This is a genomic window from Grimontia celer, assembly GCF_900055185.1.
GTDB lineage: Bacteria > Pseudomonadota > Gammaproteobacteria > Enterobacterales > Vibrionaceae > Enterovibrio > Enterovibrio celer.
The window spans coordinates 26,025-47,836 of sequence record NZ_FIZX01000005.1 but is presented as its reverse complement, the minus strand read 5'-3'; the positions used below and the strand labels follow the sequence as shown (position 1 = coordinate 47,836).

Sequence of the window (21,812 nt, the reverse complement as noted above, 5' to 3'; positions counted from 1 at the left end):
CTCCGGCCAGTTTCCCTGAAAGCGGAAAAACTGGCCGGTATTTTGATCCCTTTTATTTCCCCTTTTTCCGGATACACTGAAGAGGTGTTTAAAAACATCTTCTCTCCTACTGAGGTATCCATGTACAAAATCGTTGCATCTGATCTCGACGGCACCCTGCTTACTCCTGAACACACCATCGCTCCTTTTACCCGCGATGTACTTCAGCGTCTTCACGCAAAAGGTGAACACTTTGTGTTCGCTACTGGCCGTCACCACATCGATGTGGCACACATTCGTAAAGGTGTGGGTATTCCAGCCTGCATGATCACCTCTAACGGTGCCCGCGTGCATGACGAAAACGATCAACTGATCTTCAGTCGTAACGTCGATCCAGCACTGGTTGCTCAACTGGTGGAAATGGTGAAAGACGACGAAACCGTGACGATTCACATCTACCGCGAAAATGACTGGTTGCTGAACCGCGTTGATGAAGATCTGGCGAAATACCACAAAGATTCAGGCTTCAGCTTCAAAGAGTTCGATGTGGAAAACCCACCGGTTGATGACGTGGCGAAAATCTTCTTTATCCGCCACGACCACGATTACCTAATGGGCTACGAACAAAAATTCATCGAAACCTTTGGCGATAAGGTCAGCGTGGCGTTTTCTACCCCATTCTGCCTGGAAGTGATGGCATCTGGCGTGTCGAAAGGTGAAGCACTGAAAGCAGTAGCAGAAATCAAAGGTTTCAGCCTGAACGAGTGCATCGCGTTTGGTGATGGTATGAATGACGTGGAAATGCTGAGTGCTGCGAAGAAAGGCCTCATCATGGAAACGGCACACCCGCGCGTGAAAGCGACCTTGCCGGACAATGAAGTGATTGGCAGCAACGTCGAAGAAGCGGTTGCCCGTTATCTTGAAACTCATCTACTGGGCTAACAACGCCGCTAAGTAGATAGCCAAACGGCAGCGCCCCCCTCGCTGCCGTTTTTTTATACGCGCTTTTCAGACATCGCGATAATTTCATCCCACTGCGCGTCGGTCACCGGCATGATGCTCAGGCGACTTCCCTTTTTCACCAGGGGCAATTCTTCCAGTTCCGGATTCGCTTTGATGCGAGCCAAAGAGACATATTTCAGATGTTGGCGGTATTCCACATCCACCATGATCCAACGGGGGTTGTCCGTTGAGCTTTTGGGATCAAAATACGCGCTTTCCGGGTCGAACTGGAAATGATCGGGATAAGCTTCTTTCACCACCTCGGCGATACCCACCACACCCACATCCTTGCAAGAAGAATGGTAGATAAACACTTTATCGCCGAGCTTCATCCCATCACGCATCATGTTTCGTGCCTGATAATTTCGCACACCTTCCCAGCAAGAGACCTTTTGTTGTTTTAAGGTGTCTATAGAAAAGGTATCGGGCTCGGTTTTCATCAGCCAATACGCCATAATTTCCCCGTTTCAGCTTTTGGTTTTTCCAAAGTTGTACCCCGTTGGGCTTTGAATGAGAAGAGGAATCTCCGTTGATAATCCAAAAACGCCGCCTTTCCCACGTACTGGGTCTGCTCTCCGCTGCCGCCTTGCTTTCTGCCTGCAGCCAAACACCATCTGGCCCGGTCGAGCTCGGCAACTCAGACGATTTAAACCCGCAGCAGGAGATTGCCGAAGTGGCAGGGATTCAACCCCAGCGCTTTATGCTGCGCGGTGAAGTCACCCTCGGGCATGAAGTACGCGCCATCACACCTTGTGGCAGCAACACTCAATACTGGCTGCAACTGCCGGACTTGCTCAATAAAGAAGGGCAGGCGCTGACGATGGAGCCTTACCAAAGTGTGTATGGCGAAGTGATTGGCGAATTCGTAAAACCCGCGATGGATGGCTTTGCGGCAGATTACCCGGCGACGTTCAAGGTGACACAACTGAACCTGATGTCGGCAGAAATCGATGGCTGCAACCAAACGCGAAACCGCACTGTGGCGTCCGGCAATGAGCCATTCTGGTCGGTGTCTTTAGAAGGCAATACGCTTAACTATCAACAACTCGGCTTTGAAGCAGAGACATTCACTCTGACCGGGCGTGATATTTCTCCAGCGGCCCGAATCTATCAAGCCAATGGCGCGACACTCACACTTCGTCCAGAACTTTGCAACGACACCATGAGCGACAGCATTTACGGCTGGCGTTCAACCTTCACCAAAGACAACAAAACCCTGACGGGCTGCGCGACACTCTCGGCGGACGACCCGACGCTCGGCTGGGTCGGCGATTATCAGGGCATGACCAACCTTGGCGGCCAGTCACTCACCACCACCTTAGTACTCAATCCCGACCACACGGCCACAACCCGCTATGAGCAGGCAGGCGAAGATGCGGTTGTGGAAACCGGTATCTGGCAGCAGGTTAACGATAGCAAGGTTCAGGTAATGATGACCCGCCATCAAGGACAATATCTGGTCAGTGAGCGCCTTTTCACCCGCAGCGGCTTTACCCTGAAAGCCGAAAAAGAAATCATCAACGGCCGCGAATACAGCCTGGGACCGGAGGGACTCGCGCTCTCTTTGATGGTCGGCAACCAGCAGCCTGTCATTTCCGGTGGTGTGGAAGCTTCTGCCACCTTTAACGAGAAAGTTGATGCCACTTTTAAGGCGTATCTTGGCGAGGAAGGTGTGAAGCAGGCATCAGGCACCCGCTATCGCTGGCTGACACGAGATCTCAACGGTGACCTGCAGGATGAGTTGATGATATTCACCGACTGGTGTGGCACAGGCGGCTGTACCCTTTTGGTGTTTAACAATGACAGTAATGTCTGGCGCTTCAACAGCCGCATCACGCTGGTTCACCTGCCGTTTCAAATGAGCCAATCCACCAGCAACGGCTGGCAAGATCTCATCATGCCGGTTGGCGGAGGCGGCGCAAAAGCCTCTTCCCGCTTGCTGGAATTTAATGGCAAACGCTATCCGGGCAACCCTTCTGTTGCACCCGAAGTACTGCTGCCAGACAGCGCCGACCCTTACCTTTTCGCTGACGGCATTTATCCTCAGCAAGAAGGTGTTGAGCTGAAATAAATGGAAAAGGTATCCCGAATGGCAGAAAAGCCAACGCCCTGCCCATCTTGCGGTTTTCACTACAATTGCCTGTGCGAAGCGGTGCCAAAGCTCGATAGCCAAGTGCGTATCGAGCTATTAATGCACGAAACAGAAACCGGGCGCGCCACTAACACAGGTCAGCTGCTGGAAAATGCGCTGCCGTATTGCAGACGCCATGTCTGGCAACGCAAAGAGCCACCATTGGAATTACTCACACTGCTCGCCGACCCGGCTGCACAGCCGTATCTGGTATTTCCCAGTGAAGGGGCTGTTGCGCTTGAAAAAGCAGTTAACCGCACCACGTCCAAACCGGAAGCCAAGCCGATTCATTTCATCATTATCGATGCGACCTGGCAGCAGGCGCGGAAAATGCTGCGCCAAAGCCCATGGCTTGAAGATGTGCCTATGGTGACACTGCCTGAAGGGCTCAGCACCCGCTATGCCCTGCGCCGCAATCAGCCGGAAGGATCGCTTTGTACCTGTGAAGTCGGTATGGTGCTGATGGACGCCATGGGAGAAACCGAGAACGCTGCGGCAGTTGGCCAATACTTCGATAAATTTATGCAAGTATTTGAAGCGGATAGACAACATCAAACCTTACAAAAGCTGTGATGGAGAAACTTGCGCAGAATCTGGTCAGACCTTAATGTTAAGTAAGTAATTTGATATTAAGGATGCTCTGATGACTGTGGTTTCGATGACAACTGGTATCCCTGCTGAGCAGCAGATCAGCGAACTGGAATCGCAATTTGCCAAACTGGTCGCTAAGACCACCCAAGATCCCGATCCCGCTTACGCCGAGCGCATTCGGGATTTGAAACATATTCAAAAGGCACTGAAAAAACACGCTGACACCATCGTCGATGCCCTGTCTCAGGATTACGGGCATCGTAGCCGTAATGATTCACTGATGGCAGACATCCTTCCCTGCTTCCAAATGCTGCATTACACCAAGCGCAAGCTGAAACGCTGGATGAAACCATCTCGCCGCTCCGCGGGATTACTCCTGACGCCTGCCAAAGTTGAAGTGCACTATCAGCCGCTTGGCGTGGTCGGCATTATCGTACCGTGGAACTTCCCCATAACTTTAAGCCTCATTCCACTGATGACAGCAATAGCCGCCGGAAACCGCGTGATGCTCAAGATGAGTGAGTTCACGCCTCTGACCGCGCAGGCCGTTAAAGCCATGCTGAGCGAAGTATTTGATGACGATAAAGTTTGTGTGGTGGAAGGCGATGTCTCAGTGGCAGAAGCCTTCACCCGGCTTCCGTTTGATCACCTGATGTTCACCGGCTCTACCGAAGTCGGCAAGAAAGTGATGAAAGCGGCATCTGAGAACCTGACACCTGTCACGTTAGAGCTTGGCGGTAAATCTCCGGTGATTGTCGGGCCGGACATCGACCCCATTCTCGCAGCCGAGCGTATGCTGTTTGGTAAGAACCTCAATGCCGGGCAAATCTGCGTCGCGCCGGATCATGTCTTTGTGCACGAAGACAATCTGGAAGAGTTTGTCGAAGCACTGCGCGTAAAATGGAACGAAGCGTATCCAAAAGGCATTCAGAGTGATGACCGCACCGCCATCGTGACTGAGCGTCAGTTCTCGCGCCTGACAAGCTTGATGGAAGACACCGACAAGCGTGGCATCACCACTATCCCACTGGCCGACCCGGCTATCTTGCCTGAAACGCGGAAAATGGCGCTTCATCTGGTGATCAACCCACCGAAAGACAGCGCCATCATGCAGCAGGAAATTTTCGGTCCACTACTACCAATCATTACCTATCAAGATGTGCATGATGTGCTTAATGCACTTCGCCACCAACCTCGCCCATTGGCGCTGTACCTGATGACGCTCGATCAGAACTTCATCCAACACACTATTCGCCACACGCATTCAGGCTCTATCGCTGTGAATGACACCATTATGCAGGTTGCGGTAGATGACACACCGTTCGGCGGCATTGGCGCCTCAGGTATGGGGCATTATCACGGCATTGAAGGCTTCCGCACCTTCAGTCACGCCAAAACCGTGTTCCAGCGTGGCAAGCTGAATCCTGGAAAGCTGATGGCACCGCCGTATGGTAAGTGGTGGCAGAAAGTGATGTTTAAGTTCTTTCTGCGCTAGCGAAATACCGCACCGTTGGTGATGTGCTTCGAACGGGAAACACATCACCATTGTGCGAGCATTCCTTTACACTACCTTATTAGCTGAGTATTACAGCGATACAAGGGCACAGCCGGAATGACTCCTGACGGAAGAAATCAACTGGATTCCACTACAGCTGTGTTTGCTGCAATCTTTCAGCATCGAGATGCGTTTTTAGGAGATGCCGCTACCTTTTCAGCAGACTCATCAATACAGTCGTTGGAAAATTCCCCCTCACAAAAATCCTTACCCATAGGTTCTATCACCAAGCTCTTTACCCTTGTTGGTATATTGATTCTGTCTCATCAAAAAAAGCTGGTGTTAACCAATCCTGTCTGCGCCTATTTTGACCAAGATGACCGCTACCCGCTCCCCCCAGAAGCGACGATATTAGATGTTTTATCTCACCGGGTTTCATTCGGGGACTACGTCAAAGAGAGCTATGACGCAGGCAAAAGCCTATCAATGCTAACGAAGAAGGATATTGAAACCCATATTCAACTGAAAACCGGAGTGGAAGTGCTCGAAAAGCCTGTGTACTCAAACTCTTGCTATTTTCTTCTCGGGTTACTTATCGAGCGCGTCGCTGAAATGCCGTGGGAAGCCTTTACTCAAACCTTTATTTTCGACCCGGCGGGGATGAAAACCGCCCGCTTTACGACCGAGGCCTGTGGTCATGAATATGGCGAAGAAGGATATGTCGAACAAACGGAGCTTCTCCTCAATATCGCTTTCAGCGCGGGGGCTATCTGTTGCTCGGCGTCGGACCTATTGAGATTTGTTAAGGCGTTGCGAAAAGACGTTTTCTTTCCGCTACCGATGCTAACCCTCCTACTGAAATCAAGCTCACTCAGCGCTCACGTTGATAACGACGAGGAAAAGGGGACATACTTTATAGATGGCAACGTACCAGGCATAGAAGCCTCCCTTATTTTCACATCAGATTTCACGCAAGCCGCTGCTGCAATATCTCAATACGACACAGGGCAAGTCGACAAACTTGCCACGTGCCTGTTATCTGAGGAGCCTCTGTCTGCCCAATTCAAATACGATAAGGCAAAATTTAGCCTTCAACTAGCAACGGGTGAATACCATTTATCAGAGGAAGATAGAAAAGAGCTACTCAAGTATCTTCCTGAGGACAGCCTTGCTTTCTTCTGCACCATCACACTGGTAGAAAGCGGAGGTGCATTTAGTGTTAGATACGGTGATGGCTCTGAAAGTCTGCTTATTTTTAATGATTCCATCGGGTTTAAGGATCGCCATCGACCCATTAGATTTAAACGGTACATCCAAGACGGAGCTTTACATATGAACTACAAAGAATGCATAGGTTTAAAGCTACAGCAGTATTGACGACTGGAAACTCAAAAGGCTCTATATGTACATTGGTGAACTATCAAAAAAAACTGGCGTCAGCATTAAAGCTATCCGCCATTATGAAGAAATTGGTCTTATCAAATCGCCCCAGCGAAAAGAGAAATACCGGATTTACGATAACTCTTACCTTAATGTGCTTACGATGATCCAGTTGGCTAAACGGCTTGGGTTTACACTCAGTGAACTAAAAAATATTGCTCAGGCAAAAACCGAAAAGGGGCTGGTGCCGATGGATTTACTGACGCAGAAAATCACCGAGAAGCGACAGCTATTGCTCCAACAGCAGGAGACCATTGCCCAGAAGCTGGCAGGCCTGATCGAACTGGAGCAAAGCGTTGCCCATTACAACGCCTGTTTGCTCGAATCACTGGTCGATGAAAGCTAGGTTTACGCATTTCTCATGGCTTGATAATACATATTAAGTACCTTGTTTCTTGGCAAGATCCGATTGAGAAACACGTAAATTTTATTGCCTAGAAAAGGAATTTCGCGAACTTTCCCGGCAAATAATGCCTTTAACGCCAATGCAGCCACACCATCAGGGCTTGCTCTGAATTTCTTCGAAAACACGCCCGCCTCTGAGGCTTTGTCTTCACTACCTTCAAAATTAAAGAAACGCGTATCTGTGCGGCCGGGAGACAGGCAAGTGACCTGAACATTCTTGGGTTTGAGTTCCATCGCCAACGCTTCGGAAAAACTCGCAACATACGCTTTACTGGCAGCATAAGCGGCAAGAAATGGCTGGGGTTGATAAGCGGCGGTGGACGCAACGTTTAAGATATGTCCGGATTCTTGCCGAACCATTCTGCCCGCAAAATACTGCGTCAGGTTTGTCATGGCGGTGACATTAAGGTGGAGCATGGCTTCAATGTCTGCATCATTTAGAGACAAATGCTCACCATAGAGACCAAATCCGGCATTGTTTATTGCAACATCGATATTAGCAGGGTAGTCGCATAGCTGTTGGATAAGCCCCCGCAATTCTTCGGGGTGACTCAAATCCGCCTGAAGAGTCAACACAACGTTTGGCAGGTCTTCCTTTAGCGTGGCAAGAACAGCTTCGTTTCGTCCATGCAGAATGAGCGAGTAGCCCTGAGCTGAAAGTTGCTTGGCGAAAGCCAGACCAATACCCGATGTTGCACCACTAATAAATGCTGTTTTCACGTCGTAAACCTCTTTGCTTTGATGATTGAGGTTTTACGATAAGGTCTCCCCTATAGGGGAGAGTCAAACACATTGATTAAAATAAATTTTCCCCTATCGTCCACCACCAAGCTACTGGTTTTCTCTATGTGGCAGGCGTCGGGTCAAATTGCCTCTTACATGTGCACAAATAACTTCTAGATGGCAGTCAAGGCAGAACGAAAAAACGCGCCGAATATGAAGGAGCATTTTTTTATGAACTCATCAATAAAGCTTAAACATGCTGTCCGGCTACCCAACCTGAGCTCCAGGCCCATTGGAAGTTGTAGCCACCGAGCCAGCCGGACACATCCATCACTTCACCGACAAAATAGAGTCCTGGGACTTTCTTGGTTTCCATGGTTTTCGACGAAAGCTCATCAGTATCCACGCCGCCCAGCGTCACTTCTGCTGTGCGGTAGCCTTCGGTACCATTCGGCGCGATGTGCCACTGGTGCAGATAATCACCAAGCGCGGTAATGTCTTTCGGGTTTAGCTGCTTAAGAGGCTTGTCCTGAATGTCGCCACGCTCGATCATAGCTTCCACCAAACGCTTTGGCAGTAGACGCGCCAGACTGTTTTTCAGGCTTTGCGCCGGATGCTTGTCGCGCATGGCGTTGATGGTTTCCACCACGTCTAGATCTGGCAGCAGGTTGACAGAAACCTTCTCGCCAGGTGTCCAGTAAGAGCTCACCTGAAGGACCACAGGGCCAGACAAACCGCGGTGGGTAAACAGAAGGTTTTCTTTAAACAGTACGCCGCTTTCGGTGGTAATAGTCACCGGAATCGCGATACCGGACAAATCCGCAAACGCCGCTTTGTCTTTATCATGCAGGGTAAACGGCACCAGACCAGCAGTCGTCGGTATACGTGCCAGCCCGAACTGCTCAGCGATTTGATAGCCAAACGGGGTTGCGCCGAGTTTTGGCATGGAAAGACCACCGGTTGCCACTACCAGTGACTGGCAGCTTACCGTGTCCGTATCCAGCTTCAGTGTGAAGCCGTCTTCGGTCTTTTCGATATCATGTACATCACAGCGGTAACGCTGTTCAACGGTCGGTAGGTCGCACTCTTTCAGCAGCATTTCAACGATGTCTTTGGCAGAGTCGATACAGAACAGCTGGCCGTGCTCGCGCTCTTCCCACGCAATGCCGTATTCGTTAACCATGGAGAAGAAGTCCCACTGGCTGTATTGCGCCAGGGCAGATTTCGGGAAGTGTTTGTTGCGGCAAACGAAGTTAGCAGCTGTAACGTCATAGTTGGTAAAGTTGCAGCGGCCACCACCGGAGATCAGAATTTTCCGACCCGGTTTTTTACCGTTATCAACCACCAGCACATTGCGACCACGCTTACCTGCCTGCGCGGCACACATCAGGCCTGCTGCGCCTGCGCCAATGACCACTACATCATACTGCTTCATCTTTATTGCCCATTACACGAAATCGGGCGGCATTGTAGCCGCCCGAGCACCTTGGAGCCAGTCTAGTTTTTGTCCGGCGCTGGCGCCAATTCAGGATTGAGCGGTATCTGAGCTTCCATCCCATCATCACGGTCAAACGCGATAGTACGGGTAGGGAAGGCAAAGTCGGCACCATGTGCATGAACAATCTCGACAATTTTCAGCATTACGTCCTGCTTCACTTCGTGGTAGCGCGCCCAGTTGATGGTTTTGGTGAAGGTGTAGATGAAAAACTCCAGCGAAGAACCCGCGAAGGCATTGAAGTTCACCATCAGTGTCGCGTTCTGCTCGATGTCTGGATGGGTCTCCAGCATCTTTTTCACATCCGCAACGATAACCCCCATCTTGTCCGCATCTTTGTAGCGGATGCCGATGGTTTCATTGATGCGGCGGTTACGCATTCTTGACGGGTTTTGTACCACGATGCTACTGAACACCGAATTCGGCACATAAAGCGGGCGGCTTTCAAACGTGCGGATCATAGTCATCCGCATACCAATGCGCTCGACCGTGCCTTCGATGTTTCTGTCCGGTGAGTTAATCCAGTCGCCGACACTAAAAGGTCGGTCGAAGTAAATCATCAGTCCACCGAAGAAGTTCGACAACAAATCTTTCGCTGCCAAACCAACAATCAGGCCACCGACACCACCAAAGGTAAGCAGACCGGTCAGGCTAATACCAAACTCCTGCAATAAGGTGAGCACACCAATGAAAGCAAGCAGCAGGCGCATCACATGGCCAATAGCGGATACAGTGGTCTGATCGCGTTTATCCGACTGAGACAAATAGGCTTCGATAGCGTTTACTAAACGCAGCATCACCCAGAGCATCAGCACGATGAGCAGCACGCGGCGGGAAACACTCAACCAATCTGTACCGACTTTAGCGCTCGCATCCATCAAGCTGCCAATGGCAAACGTTGATGGCCACAGCCAGATAAACACACTGATTGGCGTGCTCAAGGCTTGCAGTACGATAGTGTCCCACTGGGTTCGGGTTTTCTTTGATACTTCCACCAGCTTACTGAACACCAATCGCCATACCAACCAGGCAATGGCTGCCGCGCCCAGCATCAAACCGACGTGTTCCAGCCAGTCAAAATTCAATCCCTCGGCACTTTGCTGCCACCACGCAAGAAATCTGTCCAAACCCTGCTCCGACGTTTATTGGAATGTTATGGGTCAGAAGGTTAACAAAAAAAACGCCGGCATCAGCCAGCGTTTTATGAGAATTGAGTTTGCGATGGTTTTTCGCGATTCAAAGTCCTGCAAATGCCACAAAAAAGAGGGACATGACCAGTGAAAGCACCAGCGCTGTCGAAAGAATGAATAGGTGGCGGACTTTATTACACTTGGCGATAAACGCATCGTCGTGGTGGTGCATGTACTCCTGACTGCGAATGTAATGGAACAGACGCTTTTGGCGACTGATATCGCCTTGCGGTGCAAAGAAGTTATTGCCTCGCGCCACTTGCTGGTACAGCAACGGATTGGCATCTCGCATCATAACCAGCAGCGTTCGCAGCGAGCTCAGATAGCGCAGGATGTTAACCAGTGTGACGAAAAAAATCGCTATGATTAAGGCGTCTCCACTCATGATTCATCTCCCAGTGTTACTGATGGATCTGCCCCGCTTAGAAGGGGTTTCCATCACAGAGGCAGCCAAAGAAACACTGCGTCTGTTGGTAAAACTTAATGAAGAACAGGGTCTTTCCGTCTTCCCCTAATACGTTTTCCGCTTAGCCACTCTATGCATTGTTGGTATGAGTTAAATTGCACAATAACGACGCAAAACGTTAAACCAGACTCGAATAGGTTGATACGTATGTCTGGCATCAGATGGCTTAAAGTCTCAGTAATGAGTTGTTGTTCGTGGTGCTGTCGCCAAGGATAGAGACCAGCACTTTGCCATCACGCGTCACCCTTGGTGCTGTTCTTTTCGGGGCCGCGTTTACTTTAAGTATAGATTTGATGCTGAAAACGCCAACCCAAACTGAATATTCTTTGCGCTGGGGCGCTGCTCCCAAAACAGCGATTGTTTTTCTTTTTTATCAGTCTGATAGCTATTCTGTCTGTGAGACACGTACTTTTTCATTCAGGAAAAATCTGCCTTGGCAGCAACCTCTTCAAATGCACTTCGGCAGTGGGATCCAGGCAACAGTCTTCGCACAGGGACAGTGGTAATTTTCTCCTGTAATCATTGGCTTAATGGGGAGTCAGGCTATGGGCTATAAACACATTTTGGTGGCAGTGGATTTGTCATCTGACAGTGAGGTGTTAGTACAAAAAGGCGCAGCACTGGCTGCACCCTTAGGAGCGAAACTCTCACTCATTCACATTGATGTGAACTACGCGCAGCTCTATACCGGCCTTATCGATGTGAATCTGGTGGAGACCCGCAACCGCATTATCGATGAAGCGCAGTCGCAACTGAATGCGCTGGCGAGACACGCCGAATATCCCGTCGCTCATACGCTGGTTGCAAGCGGCGATCTGGCGGATGAAATCACGGAGTCTATCAGTCACTATGGGATTGATTTGGTGCTATGTGGTCACCATCAGGATTTTTGGAGCGCACTCATTTCGTCTGCCAAACAGCTCATCAACAAAACCCCTGTAGATATGCTGATGGTACCGCTGCCAAGTTGATCACAGCGCTCCTCCGTCCAGAATAAGATCGCTACACATTGCCGCCAAGTTCTTTAGAATTAGCGGCAATTTTAATGATTTTAGGGAAGAAAAATGGGGTATCTATCGTTTGTCACCCTGCTGTGGGCGTTTTCATTCAGTTTGATTGGCGTGTATCTCGCCGGGCAGGTCGACGCCTGGTTTTCCGTTGTCACCCGTGTGGCTTTGGCTGCACTGGTATTCCTGCCGTTTCTGCGCCTGAAAGGCGTACCCAAACCACTGATGCTGAAACTGATGGCCATCGGTGGCATTCAGCTTGGCTTGATGTACTGCTTTTACTACCAGTCTTTCCTCTACCTTTCTGTGCCGGAAGTCCTGCTGTTCACGGTTTTCACACCAGTTTATGTCACTCTCACCTATGACTTACTGAATCGTCGTTTTTCACCTTGGTACCTGATGACAGCGGCATTGGCGGTATTAGGTGCGGTAGTGATCAAGTTCGCTTCTGTGAATCCGAATTTTATGCTGGGATTCTTGATTGTTCAGGGTGCAAATCTCTGTTTTGCAATTGGTCAGGTCGGCTACAAGGTGGTCATGGAGCGTGCTGAGATTGAAGTGCCTCAACGTACCGTGTTTGGTCTTTTCTACCTTGGCGCCCTGTGTGTTGCGCTGCCTGCGTTCCTGCTGCTTGGTAGCACCGATAAATTGCCAACCACTAATCTGCAGTGGGGCATTCTGATTTACCTTGGCACTATCGCTTCCGGTTTGGGCTATTTCCTATGGAACAAGGGCGCGACCCTTGTGAATGCCGGCGCGCTGGCCGTGATGAACAATGTATTGGTGCCGGCTGGTATCATCGTGAATGTGCTTATCTGGAACCGCGATGCTGACCTGACGACACTGGCATTTGGCGGCGTGGTGATTCTGGCGTCACTTTGGCTCAATGAAACCTGGGTGAAAAAGAAAATCGAAGCAACTGCATAGCTCTACCTAGCCTACAAACAAAAAAACACCGCCATCCGGCGGTGTTTTGCTATTCGACTTTAGCGCTTGGATGAGCACTTACAGGAAAGCGTAAGCGTCCGCAAACAAGTGGTCTCGCTCTGCACCACGCTCGTTACAGAACATCTCGCGGGCAGCGCCTGCCATTTCAAATCGGCCAGCAATGTAAACATCGTAAGCAGACAGTGATACGAAATCTTCCATCACCGCTTCCAGCACGTTGCCCACTTTGCCGCTCCAGCCTTCCGGTGCATTTTCAACCACAGGAATATAGGTCAGGTGGCTGTTTTTCAGTGCCAGCGCTTCCATTTCATCATTCGCATAGAGCTGGCTCGCGTCGCGGCCGCCCCAGTAAAAGAAGATAGGTTGGTCAAAACCTTGGCTTAAACAATGGTCAACCATGCTACGTACATAAGAGAAACCTGTACCACCGGCAATCAAGACCAATGGGCGTTGACGCTCTTCACGCAGCCAGGCATCACCGTGGGGCGCTTCAATCAGGAAGGAGTCATCGCCTTTCTCCAGTGTGGCTTGCGCAGCTTTCACCACGTCCATCGCGTAGGCATTTTCTTCTGCTGCGCCAATGTGCAGTTCCAGCTCATGGCCGTTCTGGCGACATGGGCTGCTGGCAATCGAGAACGGACGTTTGTCTTTCTCGCCCATCACCGCCAGCAGATATTGACCTGCTTTGTAGGTCACTGGCTGTTCAGGCTTCAATAAAATTCGATAGGTGTTATTGGTCAGTGACGACACTGACGTAACTTCACATTTAATAGTCATCGCTTTCCTCAAAACTAACCACCAGATCACTGCAGGGAATGGCCTGACAGGCAAAAATCCAGCCTTGTTGTTTTTCCTGTTCAGTCAGCATTGGTTCGAGATGATATCTCACCTCGCCTTCAACCAGCCGACACAGGCAGCTTGCACAAGCCCCAATCTGGCAACGGTTAGGAAAAGGTACCCCTGCGTCGAGCGCGCCTTGTAATAATGTCTGGTGTCCGGATACGGTAAATTGCGTTCCGGCAGGCATCAGGTGTACCGCATACATGTTCTAGAGACCCAGTTTATCCCACATTTCATCTACATTCGCGACGGTTAGCGGGTCTTTGCTGATGGGCGTTCCCCACTCACGAACCGATTCACCCGGCCATTTGTTGGTCGCATCTAATCCCATTTTAGACCCCGGACGCAGAGCCAGTGACTCCTCATCCTGCGCGTTTGCGCGCAACAGGGTATCACGAGCAGGATCCATTCGGGTGGTTATTGCCCAAATTACATCGTTCCAGTCGCGGATGTTGACGTCTTCCTCATCAAACACCATCACGAACTTCACGTCCGCCACTTCCTCAAGCGAATTCCAAATCGCTTCAATAATTCGCGGCCCGTCGCCAACTGCCTGTTTCTTGATGGTCGCCATCACCATGCCGTTGGCATGGGCTTCCGGTGGCAAGTAAATATCCGTCAGTTTACTGTGTGCCGCTTTAAGTGCAGCAACGCGGGATTCAATCTCTTCGCTGTCCGCAACACGCTCGTCGTCATTGGTGTAACCTGAAAGCTCAGCTTCCCACTTCTTGGTGACATCCAGGCCCATTTTTGAGCCTAAGCCAACAACAGGGGATGCAAAATCCAGGGAATCGATCGGGGTATGCTCAATCATCAGGGTATCGCGCACCGGATCCATACGGGTCGTCATCGCATGAGCGACACTGTGCCAATCGCGTGCATCCACGTCTTCATCACAAACAATCACATACTTGGTATACATAAACTGGCGAAGGAAGGACCACACGCCCATCATCACGCGCTTGGCATGACCTGGGTACTGCTTCTTCATGGTTACCACTGCTGCGCGGTAGGAACACCCTTCCGGTGGCAGGTGGAAATCGACAATCTCAGGAAACTGCTTTTGCAGGATAGGCACAAACACTTCGTTGAGTGCCACACCCAAAACGGCAGGTTCATCTGGCGGACGTCCGGTGTACGTGCTGTGGTAAATCGGCTTCTGGCGCATAGTCACATGAGTCACGGTAAACACGTGATGGCGCTCAACTTCATTGTAGTAACCAGTGTGGTCACCATAAGGGCCTTCATCCGCAAACTCATTTGGGTCGATATAGCCTTCCATCACAATTTCCGCGCTCGCGGGCACGTCCAAATCGTTACTCAGGCTTTTCACCACTTCGGTTTTACTGCCACGCAATAGGCCAGCAAACGCGTATTCAGATAAAGTGTCAGGCACCGGGGTCACGGCACCGAGAATGGTTGCCGGATCTGCACCGTAAGCAACTGAAATCGGGAAAGGCTTACCCGGATGGGTTTCCATCCACTCACGCAGATCAAGCGCACCGCCTCGGTGCGCCAGCCAACGCATGATGACTTTGTTCTTACCGATTTTCTGTTGGCGGTAAATTCCAAGATTCTGGCGCTTTTTGTTGGGGCCGCGTGTGACGGTTAACCCCCAAGTCAGCAATGGTGCGACATCGCCTGGCCAGCAGCTCATCACTGGCACCTTGCCGAGATCAACCTCATCGCCCTGCCACACCACTTCCTGGCAAGGCGCTTTGCGAAGCCGTTTCGCGGGCATGTTCAGCACCTGGCGGAACACGGGCAGCTTTTCGATCGCGTCTTTGAAACCTTTTGGTGGCTCTGGCTCTTTCAGGTAAGCCAGCAATTTTCCGACTTCGCGCAACTCTTTCACCTCAGTGCGCCCCATACCCATCGCCACACGTTTTGGGGTACCAAAGAGGTTCGCCAATACAGGCATGTCATAGCCCACAGGATTTTCGAATAGGAGTGCAGGGCCACCGGCACGCAGTACTCGGTCGGCAATTTCGGTCATTTCCTGATCTGGGCTAACAGGATGAGAGATGCGCTTAAGCTCGCCCACAGATTCCAGGTGGTCGATAAACACGCGTAAGTCAGTAAATTTCATAACCTTCCCGGTTGAGGTGTGTTGGCTCGATTATAACGAGCAGAGGGAACCTGAACAGGCGGATATGTAAGAATTCTTGAGGCGACTAGCCTTCTACCTGCTCAAGACCGTTGCGAATGTTTCGGCGGGTCACGCCTGAGGTCGTTTCTTCCAGCTCGCGTAGCCAGTCAATATGACCTTTTTGCGCAATGAGTGCAGCGATATCTCTACCGCGCTGGCGATCAGCAATCTGTTTTTGAAGGAAGTCTTTGACGTTTTGAGGCAAAGGGTGCAATCCCGCAAGCTGTCGCACAGCCGTCTCCGCCAGTACGGGGTTCGCTGTCGCAGCGATCATCAACTGAATATGCTTTTCAGTGACAGGCGGCATCTCAAGTTTCTGGAGTGCAGCAAGGCTGGAGCTGTCCGTACGTCGTAGCCACAACAAGTCGTAAACCTTAGCCTCACCACTTTTCTCTGCGAGGGCAGCCAGAAGTGCATTGTCCGGAATCCAAACAATATTTTTATCATCAAGATATAGCGCCACCAGCTTATCCAACATGGTTTTGTTCAGCGTTGGCACCAAGGTAACTATCGCCTCACGGCGCAGAGCGTAATCATTGGATGAAAAAGAAAGCCACTTGGAGAGGTTCAGCTGGTTATAGTTGAGAAGGCGCATGGCCTCATCCTGCATCAGCTTGATTTGCCAGCGGTTGAGTACCCATTTTGCTTCACCGGCATAATTAAACGCTGGCATGGTGACCCAAAAGCCATCACCCTGGCTTTTCACCAGAAATTTGGGTTGCTGCCTGCTGATGGTCACCAGAAATTTTTCACGCTCTGGCGTCATATGAGAAAAATCCAGCGCGCTACGCGCCAAAACGGTCAGGGCCTCTTCTTTCAGCAGCTCGGGTAGGGAATCCAGATACGTATTGAGCGTATCCATGTCGTTATCGTCGAACAGTTTGGTGGCATACAGAATTTTGGAAACCGAGGAAGGATCGGCCATATGCGCTGCCACGTCATTTGGGGAAAGCGTCACAGCACGTGACACCCCAAGCAACAGGGTTGGCAGCAAAACAGCGAGTAGAATCAGTAGTCGTTTCATCCCGGAAATCCTGCGTCAGCCGATCCGTTTTCGCTGACTGGTTGGCGATTTTGCCTCAATTCTGATGATCTGTATCAGTTTTGGCAACTAATAAGATTATAAATAGAACAATGAACCTTCGTAAGCCTAATAAAAAAGCACCGCATTGGCGGTGCTTTTTTGGGATGCTGAATACGTCTTATGATTTCTGACGACGCATGGCTTCGAAGAATTCGTCGTTGGTTTTAGTCATCGCCAACTTGTCGATCAGGAACTCCATGCCTTCGATTTCGCCCATCGGGTGAACAATCTTACGCAGGATCCACATCTTCTGAAGCTCGTCAGGCTTGGTCAGCAGCTCTTCGCGACGGGTGCCTGAACGGGTAAAGTCGATAGCTGGGAAGACACGCTTCTCCGCAATCTTACGGGACAGGTGCAATTCCATGTTACCTGTACCTTTAAATTCTTCGTAGATAACTTCATCCATCTTAGAACCGGTATCAACCAGTGCTGTCGCGATGATAGTCAGGCTGCCGCCTTCTTCTACGTTACGTGCTGCACCGAAGAAACGCTTCGGACGGTGCAGTGCGTTGGCATCCACACCACCGGTCAGTACTTTGCCTGAGCTTGGTACCACGGTGTTGTATGCACGAGCCAGACGGGTGATGGAATCCAGCAGGATAACCACGTCTTTCTTGTGCTCAACCAGACGCTTGGCCTTCTCGATCACCATCTCAGCAACCTGTACGTGACGGCTTGCTGGCTCGTCGAAGGTTGAGGCAACCACTTCACCTTTAACCAGACGCTGCATCTCGGTCACTTCTTCCGGACGTTCGTCGATAAGAAGTACCATCAGCTCACACTCTGGGTGATTGTAGGCAATGCTCTGCGCAATATTTTGCAGCAACATGGTTTTACCCGCTTTTGGCGGTGCCACAATCAGACCACGCTGACCTTTACCGATTGGCGATGCCAAATCCAGCACACGTGCCGTAATGTCTTCGGTTGAACCGTTACCACGCTCCATCACCATACGCTCGTTGGCGTGCAGTGGGGTCAGGTTTTCAAACAGGATCTTGTTACGCGCATTGTCAGGCTTGTCGTGGTTAACTTCGTTCACTTTCAGCAGGGCGAAGTAACGCTCACCGTCTTTCGGTGGACGGATTTTGCCTGAAATGGTGTCACCGGTACGCAGGTTGAAACGGCGAATCTGGCTTGGCGACACGTAGATGTCATCTGGGCCTGCCAGGTAAGAACTGTCTGCGCTGCGCAGGAAGCCAAAACCATCCTGAAGAATTTCCAGCACACCGTTACCAAAGATATCTTCGCCACTTTTCGCATGCTGCTTAAGGATGGCAAAGATGATGTCTTGTTTACGGAGGCGGGCGAGGTTCTCAAGGCCCATGCTTTCGCCTAAGGCTACAAGCTCAGAAACGGCCTGATTCTTCAGTTCGGTAAGATTCATAGTGGTAGGTGTCTTGTCAGTCAAATTTGAGGTCTGAGTTAGTTAGGGTTTAGCGATCAAGGGTGTGATCGAGGAATGAACAGAAATGTACAATTTACGTGCAATAAGTTAGCACCAGATTGGAAAGCTGTCTAGCTGACGGAAAGAATTAAGCCGTGCCCGGGGATGGTCACGGCTTCTCTGTCACATTACAGGTTTGCGTCCAAGAACTCTTTCAGTTGAGTTTTAGACAGAGCGCCAACCTTAGTTGCCGCTACGCCACCGTCTTTGAACAGCAGCAGCGTTGGAATACCGCGGATACCGAACTTAGGTGGTGTACCTGCGTTCTGGTCGATATTCAGTTTACCAATAGTGACTTTCCCTTCGTATTCTTCAGCGATCTCGTCAAGAATCGGGGCGATCATCTTACAAGGACCACACCACTCTGCCCAGAAATCAACCAGTACAGGGCCTGCAGCATTGATAACATCTGCGTCGAAGCTGTCGTCGGTCAGCTGCAAAATCTTGTCGCTCATCTTTCACTCCAATGATTATTTTTTGTCACTGGTGATATACCAACCAGTAAATCATCGCACTATTTGAATGTATTCACTATCGTATTGCAAGCCTAAGCTGATATTCTATGCGGATGAAAATGACGCATCTCACAGAGCAGAAATTTGCCGACTTCGGTCTTCACGCCGATGTTATCAAGGGTTTGGAAGAAAAAGGGTTTCATAATTGTACCCCTATCCAGGCTCTGGCATTGCCGGTCCTGCTCACCGGCCAAGACATTGCAGGACAGGCCCAGACGGGCACAGGTAAGACGATGGCATTCCTGACTGCGACTTTCCACCATTTGCTGACAACGGAGGCACCTGCCGACCGCAAGAAAAACTGTCCGCGCGCTATCATCATGGCACCAACGCGCGAACTTGCGATCCAGATCTATAACGATGCTGCTCCGCTGCTGGCTTCAACCTCTCTGACTGCGGGTCTTGCCTACGGTGGCGAAGCTTATGAGAAGCAAAAAGAAGTACTGGAAGGCGGCGTTGATATCCTGATCGGTACCTGTGGCCGTATTATCGATTTCTACAAACAGCGCGTGATTGACCTGAGTGGCATTCAAGCTGTTGTGCTTGATGAAGCCGACCGTATGTTCGATCTAGGCTTTATCAAAGACATCCGCTTCCTGTTCCGCCGTATGCCGGCACCGGCAGACCGTCTGAACATGCTGTTCTCCGCGACCCTTTCTTACCGCGTGCAGGAACTGGCGTTTGAGCACATGACCAACCCAGAACATGTTGTGGTTGAGCCAGAGCAAAAGACCGGTCACCGCATCAAGGAAGAACTGTTCTACCCGTCGAACACTGACAAGATGCGCCTGCTTCAAACCTTGATTGAGGAAGAGTGGCCGGAGCGTGCGATCGTGTTTGCAAACACCAAGCATCGCTGTGAAGACATCTGGGGTCATCTGGCAGCCGACGACCTGCGTGCAGGCCTACTGACCGGTGATGTTCCTCAGAAGAAACGCGTTAAGATTCTGGAAGAGTTCACTAAAGGCAATGTAGACATTCTGGTTGCAACCGATGTTGCTGCACGTGGTCTGCACATTCCTCAGGTTACCCACGTATTCAACTACGACCTGCCAGATGACTGTGAAGATTACGTTCACCGTATTGGCCGTACCGGTCGTGCTGGTGCAAGTGGTGCGTCTATCAGCTTCGCGTGTGAAGAATATGCCGTGAACCTGCCAGCGATCGAAGAATATATCGATCACGCCATTCCGGTATCTGAATACAATGAAGATGCCCTGCTGACTGACCTGCCTGCACCTATCAAGGTACATCGCCCACGTCAGGTAAACAGTCGCCGTAACACCTCCGGCAAATCCGGCTCACAATCACGTGGCCGAGGCCGTCGTCGCCCGTCGACCAACAAAGCGTAAATCTATCAGGGGTAACCACAGAGCATGGAAAACGCGCGTTCGCCCCTGTACGCTGCCATTGACCTCGGTTCAAACAGCTTCCACATGCTGGTTGTTCGTGAAGTTCAAGGCAGCGTACAAACGTTGGCAAAAATCAAACGTAAAGTACGCCTGGCCTCCGGCCTCGACAGCAATTTAAATCTCAGTGACGAAGCCATGCAGCGCGGCTGGGATTGCCTTTCATTGTTCGCTGAGCGCCTTCAGGACATTCCTTCAGACAATATCCGCATCGTCGCTACCGCCGCCCTTCGCAGCGCCAAAAACGCCGATGTGTTTATCAAGCATGCTAACCAAATTCTTGGCAACTCCATCAATGTGATCACCGGTGAAGAAGAAGCCTGTACCATCTATCAGGGTGTGGCACACACCTCAGGTGGCAAAGGCAAACGTCTGGTGGTCGATATCGGTGGCGCCAGTACCGAAGTGATTATCGGTGAAGGCTTTGATGCTGCGGCGTTGACCAGCCTGGATATGGGCTGCGTGACCTGGCTGGAAAAGCACTTTAAAGATCGCTCACTCACTGAAAAGAGTTTCGACTCCGCCATTGAAGGAGCAAAAGCGGTGCTTTCCCCTATCGTCAAACGCTATCGCGAGCTCGGTTGGGATGTCTGTGTAGGTGCCAGTGGCACTGTGCAGGCCTTGCAGGAGATCATGGTTGCGCAAGGTATGGATGAAACCATCACCTTGGCGAAACTCCACCGCCTTCGCAAACAAGCAATCGGCTTTGGCCAAGTAGAAGAGCTCGATATCGATGGCCTGACGTTAGAGCGTGCTTTAGTATTCCCAAGCGGCCTCTCAATCCTGATTGCGATATTTGAAGATTTGGGTATCGAGTCGATGACGCTGGCCGGTGGCGCACTGCGTGAAGGCTTGGTGTATGGCATGATGGATACAATGTCCGAACAGGACATCCGAAAGCGTACCATTCAGAGCATACAGTCCCGTTACCAGCTGGACGACATCCACGCAGACAACGTCGCGAAGACAACTCAAAGCCTGCTGCAACAATGCGGTGAAGGCTGGATTGCAGAACCTGTCGCGCCCGTAATGCTTGATGCTGCTGCGAAGCTGCATGAAATCGGCATGAGCATAGGCTTTAAAAAGGACGGTGAGCATGCCGCTTACCTGCTCGATAGCCTCGACCTACCCGGTTTTACCCGCGCACAGAAAAAACTGCTGGCTGAAATGCTGCGCCACTACCGCGAGCAGCTGGTTCCGATTGCGCCGCAAAGTGCGATTTCTCCCAACAGCGCTAACCGTCTACTGCGTCTTTTACGCATAGCGGTATTGCTCTGTCACCGTCGTGATAGTAAAGCGATTCCTATTGTTACGCTGAAAGCAAACGGCGACTCGCTCGAACTGACGATGCCTGATAACTGGCTGAACGCAAATGTGCTGATGGCGACTGAGTTGACGCTTGAAGCAGAGCGCCAGAGTGATAACCACTGGCCGCTGACCATCGCGTGATTGAATCGAAGGCACAAAAAAGCACGGTCGAAACCGTGCTTTTTCTTTTT

Annotated in this window: 23 protein-coding genes; 12 read left to right on the top strand and 11 right to left on the bottom strand. The window is 50.8% G+C overall.

All coding sequences use genetic code 11. The annotated features are described in order from the left end of the window. The first annotated feature begins 120 nt into the window (after positions 1-120). Entirely contained in the window at positions 121-921 is an 801-nt protein-coding gene (locus GCE9029_RS21555; RefSeq protein WP_062666822.1) for a Cof-type HAD-IIB family hydrolase, read from the top strand. Between the two features lie 53 nt (positions 922-974). Here the strand turns inward: GCE9029_RS21555 and GCE9029_RS21550 are convergent, their stop codons facing one another. Then, complete coding sequence (locus GCE9029_RS21550) at positions 975-1,436, bottom strand: EVE domain-containing protein (protein WP_062666820.1); 462 nt, start codon at positions 1,434-1,436, stop codon at positions 975-977. A gap of 74 nt (positions 1,437-1,510) precedes the next feature. Here GCE9029_RS21550 and GCE9029_RS21545 point away from each other — a divergent pair, with 74 nt between their 5' ends. The 5 genes from GCE9029_RS21545 (at position 1,511) to GCE9029_RS21525 (ending at position 6,984) form a co-directional block, all read left to right on the top strand. Next, a complete protein-coding gene (locus GCE9029_RS21545) occupies positions 1,511-3,052 on the top strand; it encodes a COG3650 family protein (protein ID WP_062666817.1) in 1,542 nt (513 codons plus the stop codon). Next, on the top strand, positions 3,053-3,685 hold the full coding sequence (locus GCE9029_RS21540; protein ID WP_082804414.1) for a tRNA-uridine aminocarboxypropyltransferase: 633 nt from the start codon (positions 3,053-3,055) through the stop codon (positions 3,683-3,685). It abuts the gene before it with no gap. Positions 3,686-3,755: 70 nt separating this feature from the next. Beyond that, the gene (locus GCE9029_RS21535; RefSeq protein WP_062666815.1) at positions 3,756-5,198 is read left to right on the top strand and encodes a coniferyl aldehyde dehydrogenase; all 1,443 of its coding nucleotides are present in this window, start codon (positions 3,756-3,758) and stop codon (positions 5,196-5,198) included. Between the two features lie 117 nt (positions 5,199-5,315). Beyond that, on the top strand, positions 5,316-6,575 hold the full coding sequence (locus tag GCE9029_RS21530) for a serine hydrolase domain-containing protein (RefSeq protein WP_062666812.1): 1,260 nt from the start codon (positions 5,316-5,318) through the stop codon (positions 6,573-6,575). 25 nt (positions 6,576-6,600) lie between these two features. After that, positions 6,601-6,984 (top strand): MerR family transcriptional regulator, encoded by a 384-nt coding sequence (locus tag GCE9029_RS21525; RefSeq protein WP_062666810.1) that lies wholly within the window; start codon positions 6,601-6,603, stop codon positions 6,982-6,984. Between the two features lie 2 nt (positions 6,985-6,986). On the opposite strand, the gene GCE9029_RS21520 is transcribed toward GCE9029_RS21525, so the two are convergent. The 4 genes from GCE9029_RS21520 to uspB all read right to left on the bottom strand — a co-directional run bounded on the left by GCE9029_RS21520 (position 6,987) and on the right by uspB (position 10,836). Then, entirely contained in the window at positions 6,987-7,763 is a 777-nt protein-coding gene (locus GCE9029_RS21520) for an SDR family NAD(P)-dependent oxidoreductase (protein WP_062666807.1), read from the bottom strand. A 253-nt stretch (positions 7,764-8,016) separates the two neighbouring features. Further along, a complete protein-coding gene (locus GCE9029_RS21515; protein WP_062666805.1) occupies positions 8,017-9,201 on the bottom strand; it encodes a BaiN/RdsA family NAD(P)/FAD-dependent oxidoreductase in 1,185 nt (394 codons plus the stop codon). Positions 9,202-9,263: 62 nt separating this feature from the next. Continuing rightward, the gene (locus GCE9029_RS21510) at positions 9,264-10,388 is read right to left on the bottom strand and encodes a mechanosensitive ion channel family protein (RefSeq protein WP_062666796.1); all 1,125 of its coding nucleotides are present in this window, start codon (positions 10,386-10,388) and stop codon (positions 9,264-9,266) included. A gap of 109 nt (positions 10,389-10,497) precedes the next feature. Then, positions 10,498-10,836, bottom strand: coding sequence for a universal stress protein UspB (uspB, locus tag GCE9029_RS21505; protein ID WP_062666794.1), 339 nt, complete (start codon positions 10,834-10,836; stop codon positions 10,498-10,500). Between uspB and GCE9029_RS26955 the strand changes: the two genes are divergently transcribed. From GCE9029_RS26955 to GCE9029_RS21490, 4 genes are all read left to right on the top strand, one after another. Further along, positions 10,835-10,966 carry a hypothetical protein gene (locus tag GCE9029_RS26955; RefSeq protein ID WP_269449287.1) on the top strand — a complete coding sequence of 44 codons (132 nt, stop codon included), beginning with the start codon at positions 10,835-10,837 and terminating at the stop codon, positions 10,964-10,966. The genes uspB and GCE9029_RS26955 overlap by 2 nt on opposite strands. 145 nt (positions 10,967-11,111) lie before the next feature. Beyond that, positions 11,112-11,423, top strand: a complete 312-nt coding sequence (locus GCE9029_RS21500; protein ID WP_062666793.1) for a hypothetical protein — start codon at positions 11,112-11,114, stop codon at positions 11,421-11,423. Positions 11,424-11,462: 39 nt separating this feature from the next. Continuing rightward, positions 11,463-11,888 (top strand): universal stress protein, encoded by a 426-nt coding sequence (locus GCE9029_RS21495; protein ID WP_062666791.1) that lies wholly within the window; start codon positions 11,463-11,465, stop codon positions 11,886-11,888. 93 nt (positions 11,889-11,981) lie between these two features. After that, positions 11,982-12,851, top strand: coding sequence for a carboxylate/amino acid/amine transporter (locus tag GCE9029_RS21490; protein ID WP_062666789.1), 870 nt, complete (start codon positions 11,982-11,984; stop codon positions 12,849-12,851). Between the two features lie 78 nt (positions 12,852-12,929). Here the strand turns inward: GCE9029_RS21490 and fre are convergent, their stop codons facing one another. The 6 genes from fre to trxA all read right to left on the bottom strand — a co-directional run bounded on the left by fre (position 12,930) and on the right by trxA (position 18,844). Further along, on the bottom strand, positions 12,930-13,649 hold the full coding sequence (gene fre, locus GCE9029_RS21485; protein ID WP_062666787.1) for an NAD(P)H-flavin reductase: 720 nt from the start codon (positions 13,647-13,649) through the stop codon (positions 12,930-12,932). After that, positions 13,639-13,917: a 2Fe-2S iron-sulfur cluster-binding protein gene (locus tag GCE9029_RS21480; protein WP_046303411.1), complete on the bottom strand. Its 279-nt coding sequence runs from the start codon at positions 13,915-13,917 to the stop codon at positions 13,639-13,641. The genes fre and GCE9029_RS21480 overlap by 11 nt, the downstream gene beginning before the upstream one ends. 3 nt (positions 13,918-13,920) lie before the next feature. Continuing rightward, positions 13,921-15,801 (bottom strand): 4-hydroxy-3-polyprenylbenzoate decarboxylase, encoded by a 1,881-nt coding sequence (gene ubiD, locus GCE9029_RS21475; RefSeq protein ID WP_062666785.1) that lies wholly within the window; start codon positions 15,799-15,801, stop codon positions 13,921-13,923. Positions 15,802-15,886: 85 nt separating this feature from the next. Continuing rightward, positions 15,887-16,885, bottom strand: coding sequence for a hypothetical protein (locus GCE9029_RS21470; protein ID WP_062666782.1), 999 nt, complete (start codon positions 16,883-16,885; stop codon positions 15,887-15,889). Between the two features lie 178 nt (positions 16,886-17,063). Beyond that, positions 17,064-18,329 carry a transcription termination factor Rho gene (rho, locus tag GCE9029_RS21465; protein ID WP_002535468.1) on the bottom strand — a complete coding sequence of 422 codons (1,266 nt, stop codon included), beginning with the start codon at positions 18,327-18,329 and terminating at the stop codon, positions 17,064-17,066. Positions 18,330-18,517: 188 nt separating this feature from the next. Continuing rightward, positions 18,518-18,844 carry a thioredoxin TrxA gene (trxA, locus tag GCE9029_RS21460; protein WP_002535469.1) on the bottom strand — a complete coding sequence of 109 codons (327 nt, stop codon included), beginning with the start codon at positions 18,842-18,844 and terminating at the stop codon, positions 18,518-18,520. Between the two features lie 113 nt (positions 18,845-18,957). On the opposite strand from trxA, the gene rhlB reads away from it, so the two are divergent. Together rhlB and gppA are read left to right on the top strand one after the other, a co-directional pair. Beyond that, positions 18,958-20,256 carry an ATP-dependent RNA helicase RhlB gene (rhlB, locus tag GCE9029_RS21455; protein WP_156168172.1) on the top strand — a complete coding sequence of 433 codons (1,299 nt, stop codon included), beginning with the start codon at positions 18,958-18,960 and terminating at the stop codon, positions 20,254-20,256. Positions 20,257-20,280: 24 nt separating this feature from the next. Then, positions 20,281-21,762, top strand: a complete 1,482-nt coding sequence (gppA, locus tag GCE9029_RS21450) for a guanosine-5'-triphosphate,3'-diphosphate diphosphatase (protein ID WP_062666780.1) — start codon at positions 20,281-20,283, stop codon at positions 21,760-21,762. The last annotated feature ends 50 nt before the right edge of the window (positions 21,763-21,812 follow it).

What these genes read in the sequence shown, in the direction of transcription:
- GCE9029_RS21535 (WP_062666815.1), top strand. Translation starts at nt 3,756, where the DNA reads ATGACTGTGGTTTCGATGACAACTGGTATCCCTGCTGAGCAGCAGATC.
- GCE9029_RS21495 (WP_062666791.1), top strand. Translation starts at nt 11,463, where the DNA reads ATGGGCTATAAACACATTTTGGTGGCAGTGGATTTGTCATCTGACAGT.
- rhlB (WP_156168172.1), top strand. Translation starts at nt 18,958, where the DNA reads ATGAAAATGACGCATCTCACAGAGCAGAAATTTGCCGACTTCGGTCTT.
- GCE9029_RS21555 (WP_062666822.1), top strand. Translation starts at nt 121, where the DNA reads ATGTACAAAATCGTTGCATCTGATCTCGACGGCACCCTGCTTACTCCT.
- GCE9029_RS21525 (WP_062666810.1), top strand. Translation starts at nt 6,601, where the DNA reads ATGTACATTGGTGAACTATCAAAAAAAACTGGCGTCAGCATTAAAGCT.
- GCE9029_RS21540 (WP_082804414.1), top strand. Translation starts at nt 3,053, where the DNA reads ATGGAAAAGGTATCCCGAATGGCAGAAAAGCCAACGCCCTGCCCATCT.
- fre (WP_062666787.1), bottom strand. Translation starts at nt 13,649, where the DNA reads ATGACTATTAAATGTGAAGTTACGTCAGTGTCGTCACTGACCAATAAC.
- gppA (WP_062666780.1), top strand. Translation starts at nt 20,281, where the DNA reads ATGGAAAACGCGCGTTCGCCCCTGTACGCTGCCATTGACCTCGGTTCA.
- GCE9029_RS21515 (WP_062666805.1), bottom strand. Translation starts at nt 9,201, where the DNA reads ATGAAGCAGTATGATGTAGTGGTCATTGGCGCAGGCGCAGCAGGCCTG.
- GCE9029_RS26955 (WP_269449287.1), top strand. Translation starts at nt 10,835, where the DNA reads ATGATTCATCTCCCAGTGTTACTGATGGATCTGCCCCGCTTAGAAGGG.
- ubiD (WP_062666785.1), bottom strand. Translation starts at nt 15,801, where the DNA reads ATGAAATTTACTGACTTACGCGTGTTTATCGACCACCTGGAATCTGTG.
- GCE9029_RS21530 (WP_062666812.1), top strand. Translation starts at nt 5,316, where the DNA reads ATGACTCCTGACGGAAGAAATCAACTGGATTCCACTACAGCTGTGTTT.
- GCE9029_RS21550 (WP_062666820.1), bottom strand. Translation starts at nt 1,436, where the DNA reads ATGGCGTATTGGCTGATGAAAACCGAGCCCGATACCTTTTCTATAGAC.
- GCE9029_RS21490 (WP_062666789.1), top strand. Translation starts at nt 11,982, where the DNA reads ATGGGGTATCTATCGTTTGTCACCCTGCTGTGGGCGTTTTCATTCAGT.
- rho (WP_002535468.1), bottom strand. Translation starts at nt 18,329, where the DNA reads ATGAATCTTACCGAACTGAAGAATCAGGCCGTTTCTGAGCTTGTAGCC.
- GCE9029_RS21470 (WP_062666782.1), bottom strand. Translation starts at nt 16,885, where the DNA reads ATGAAACGACTACTGATTCTACTCGCTGTTTTGCTGCCAACCCTGTTG.
- uspB (WP_062666794.1), bottom strand. Translation starts at nt 10,836, where the DNA reads ATGAGTGGAGACGCCTTAATCATAGCGATTTTTTTCGTCACACTGGTT.
- trxA (WP_002535469.1), bottom strand. Translation starts at nt 18,844, where the DNA reads ATGAGCGACAAGATTTTGCAGCTGACCGACGACAGCTTCGACGCAGAT.
- GCE9029_RS21480 (WP_046303411.1), bottom strand. Translation starts at nt 13,917, where the DNA reads ATGTATGCGGTACACCTGATGCCTGCCGGAACGCAATTTACCGTATCC.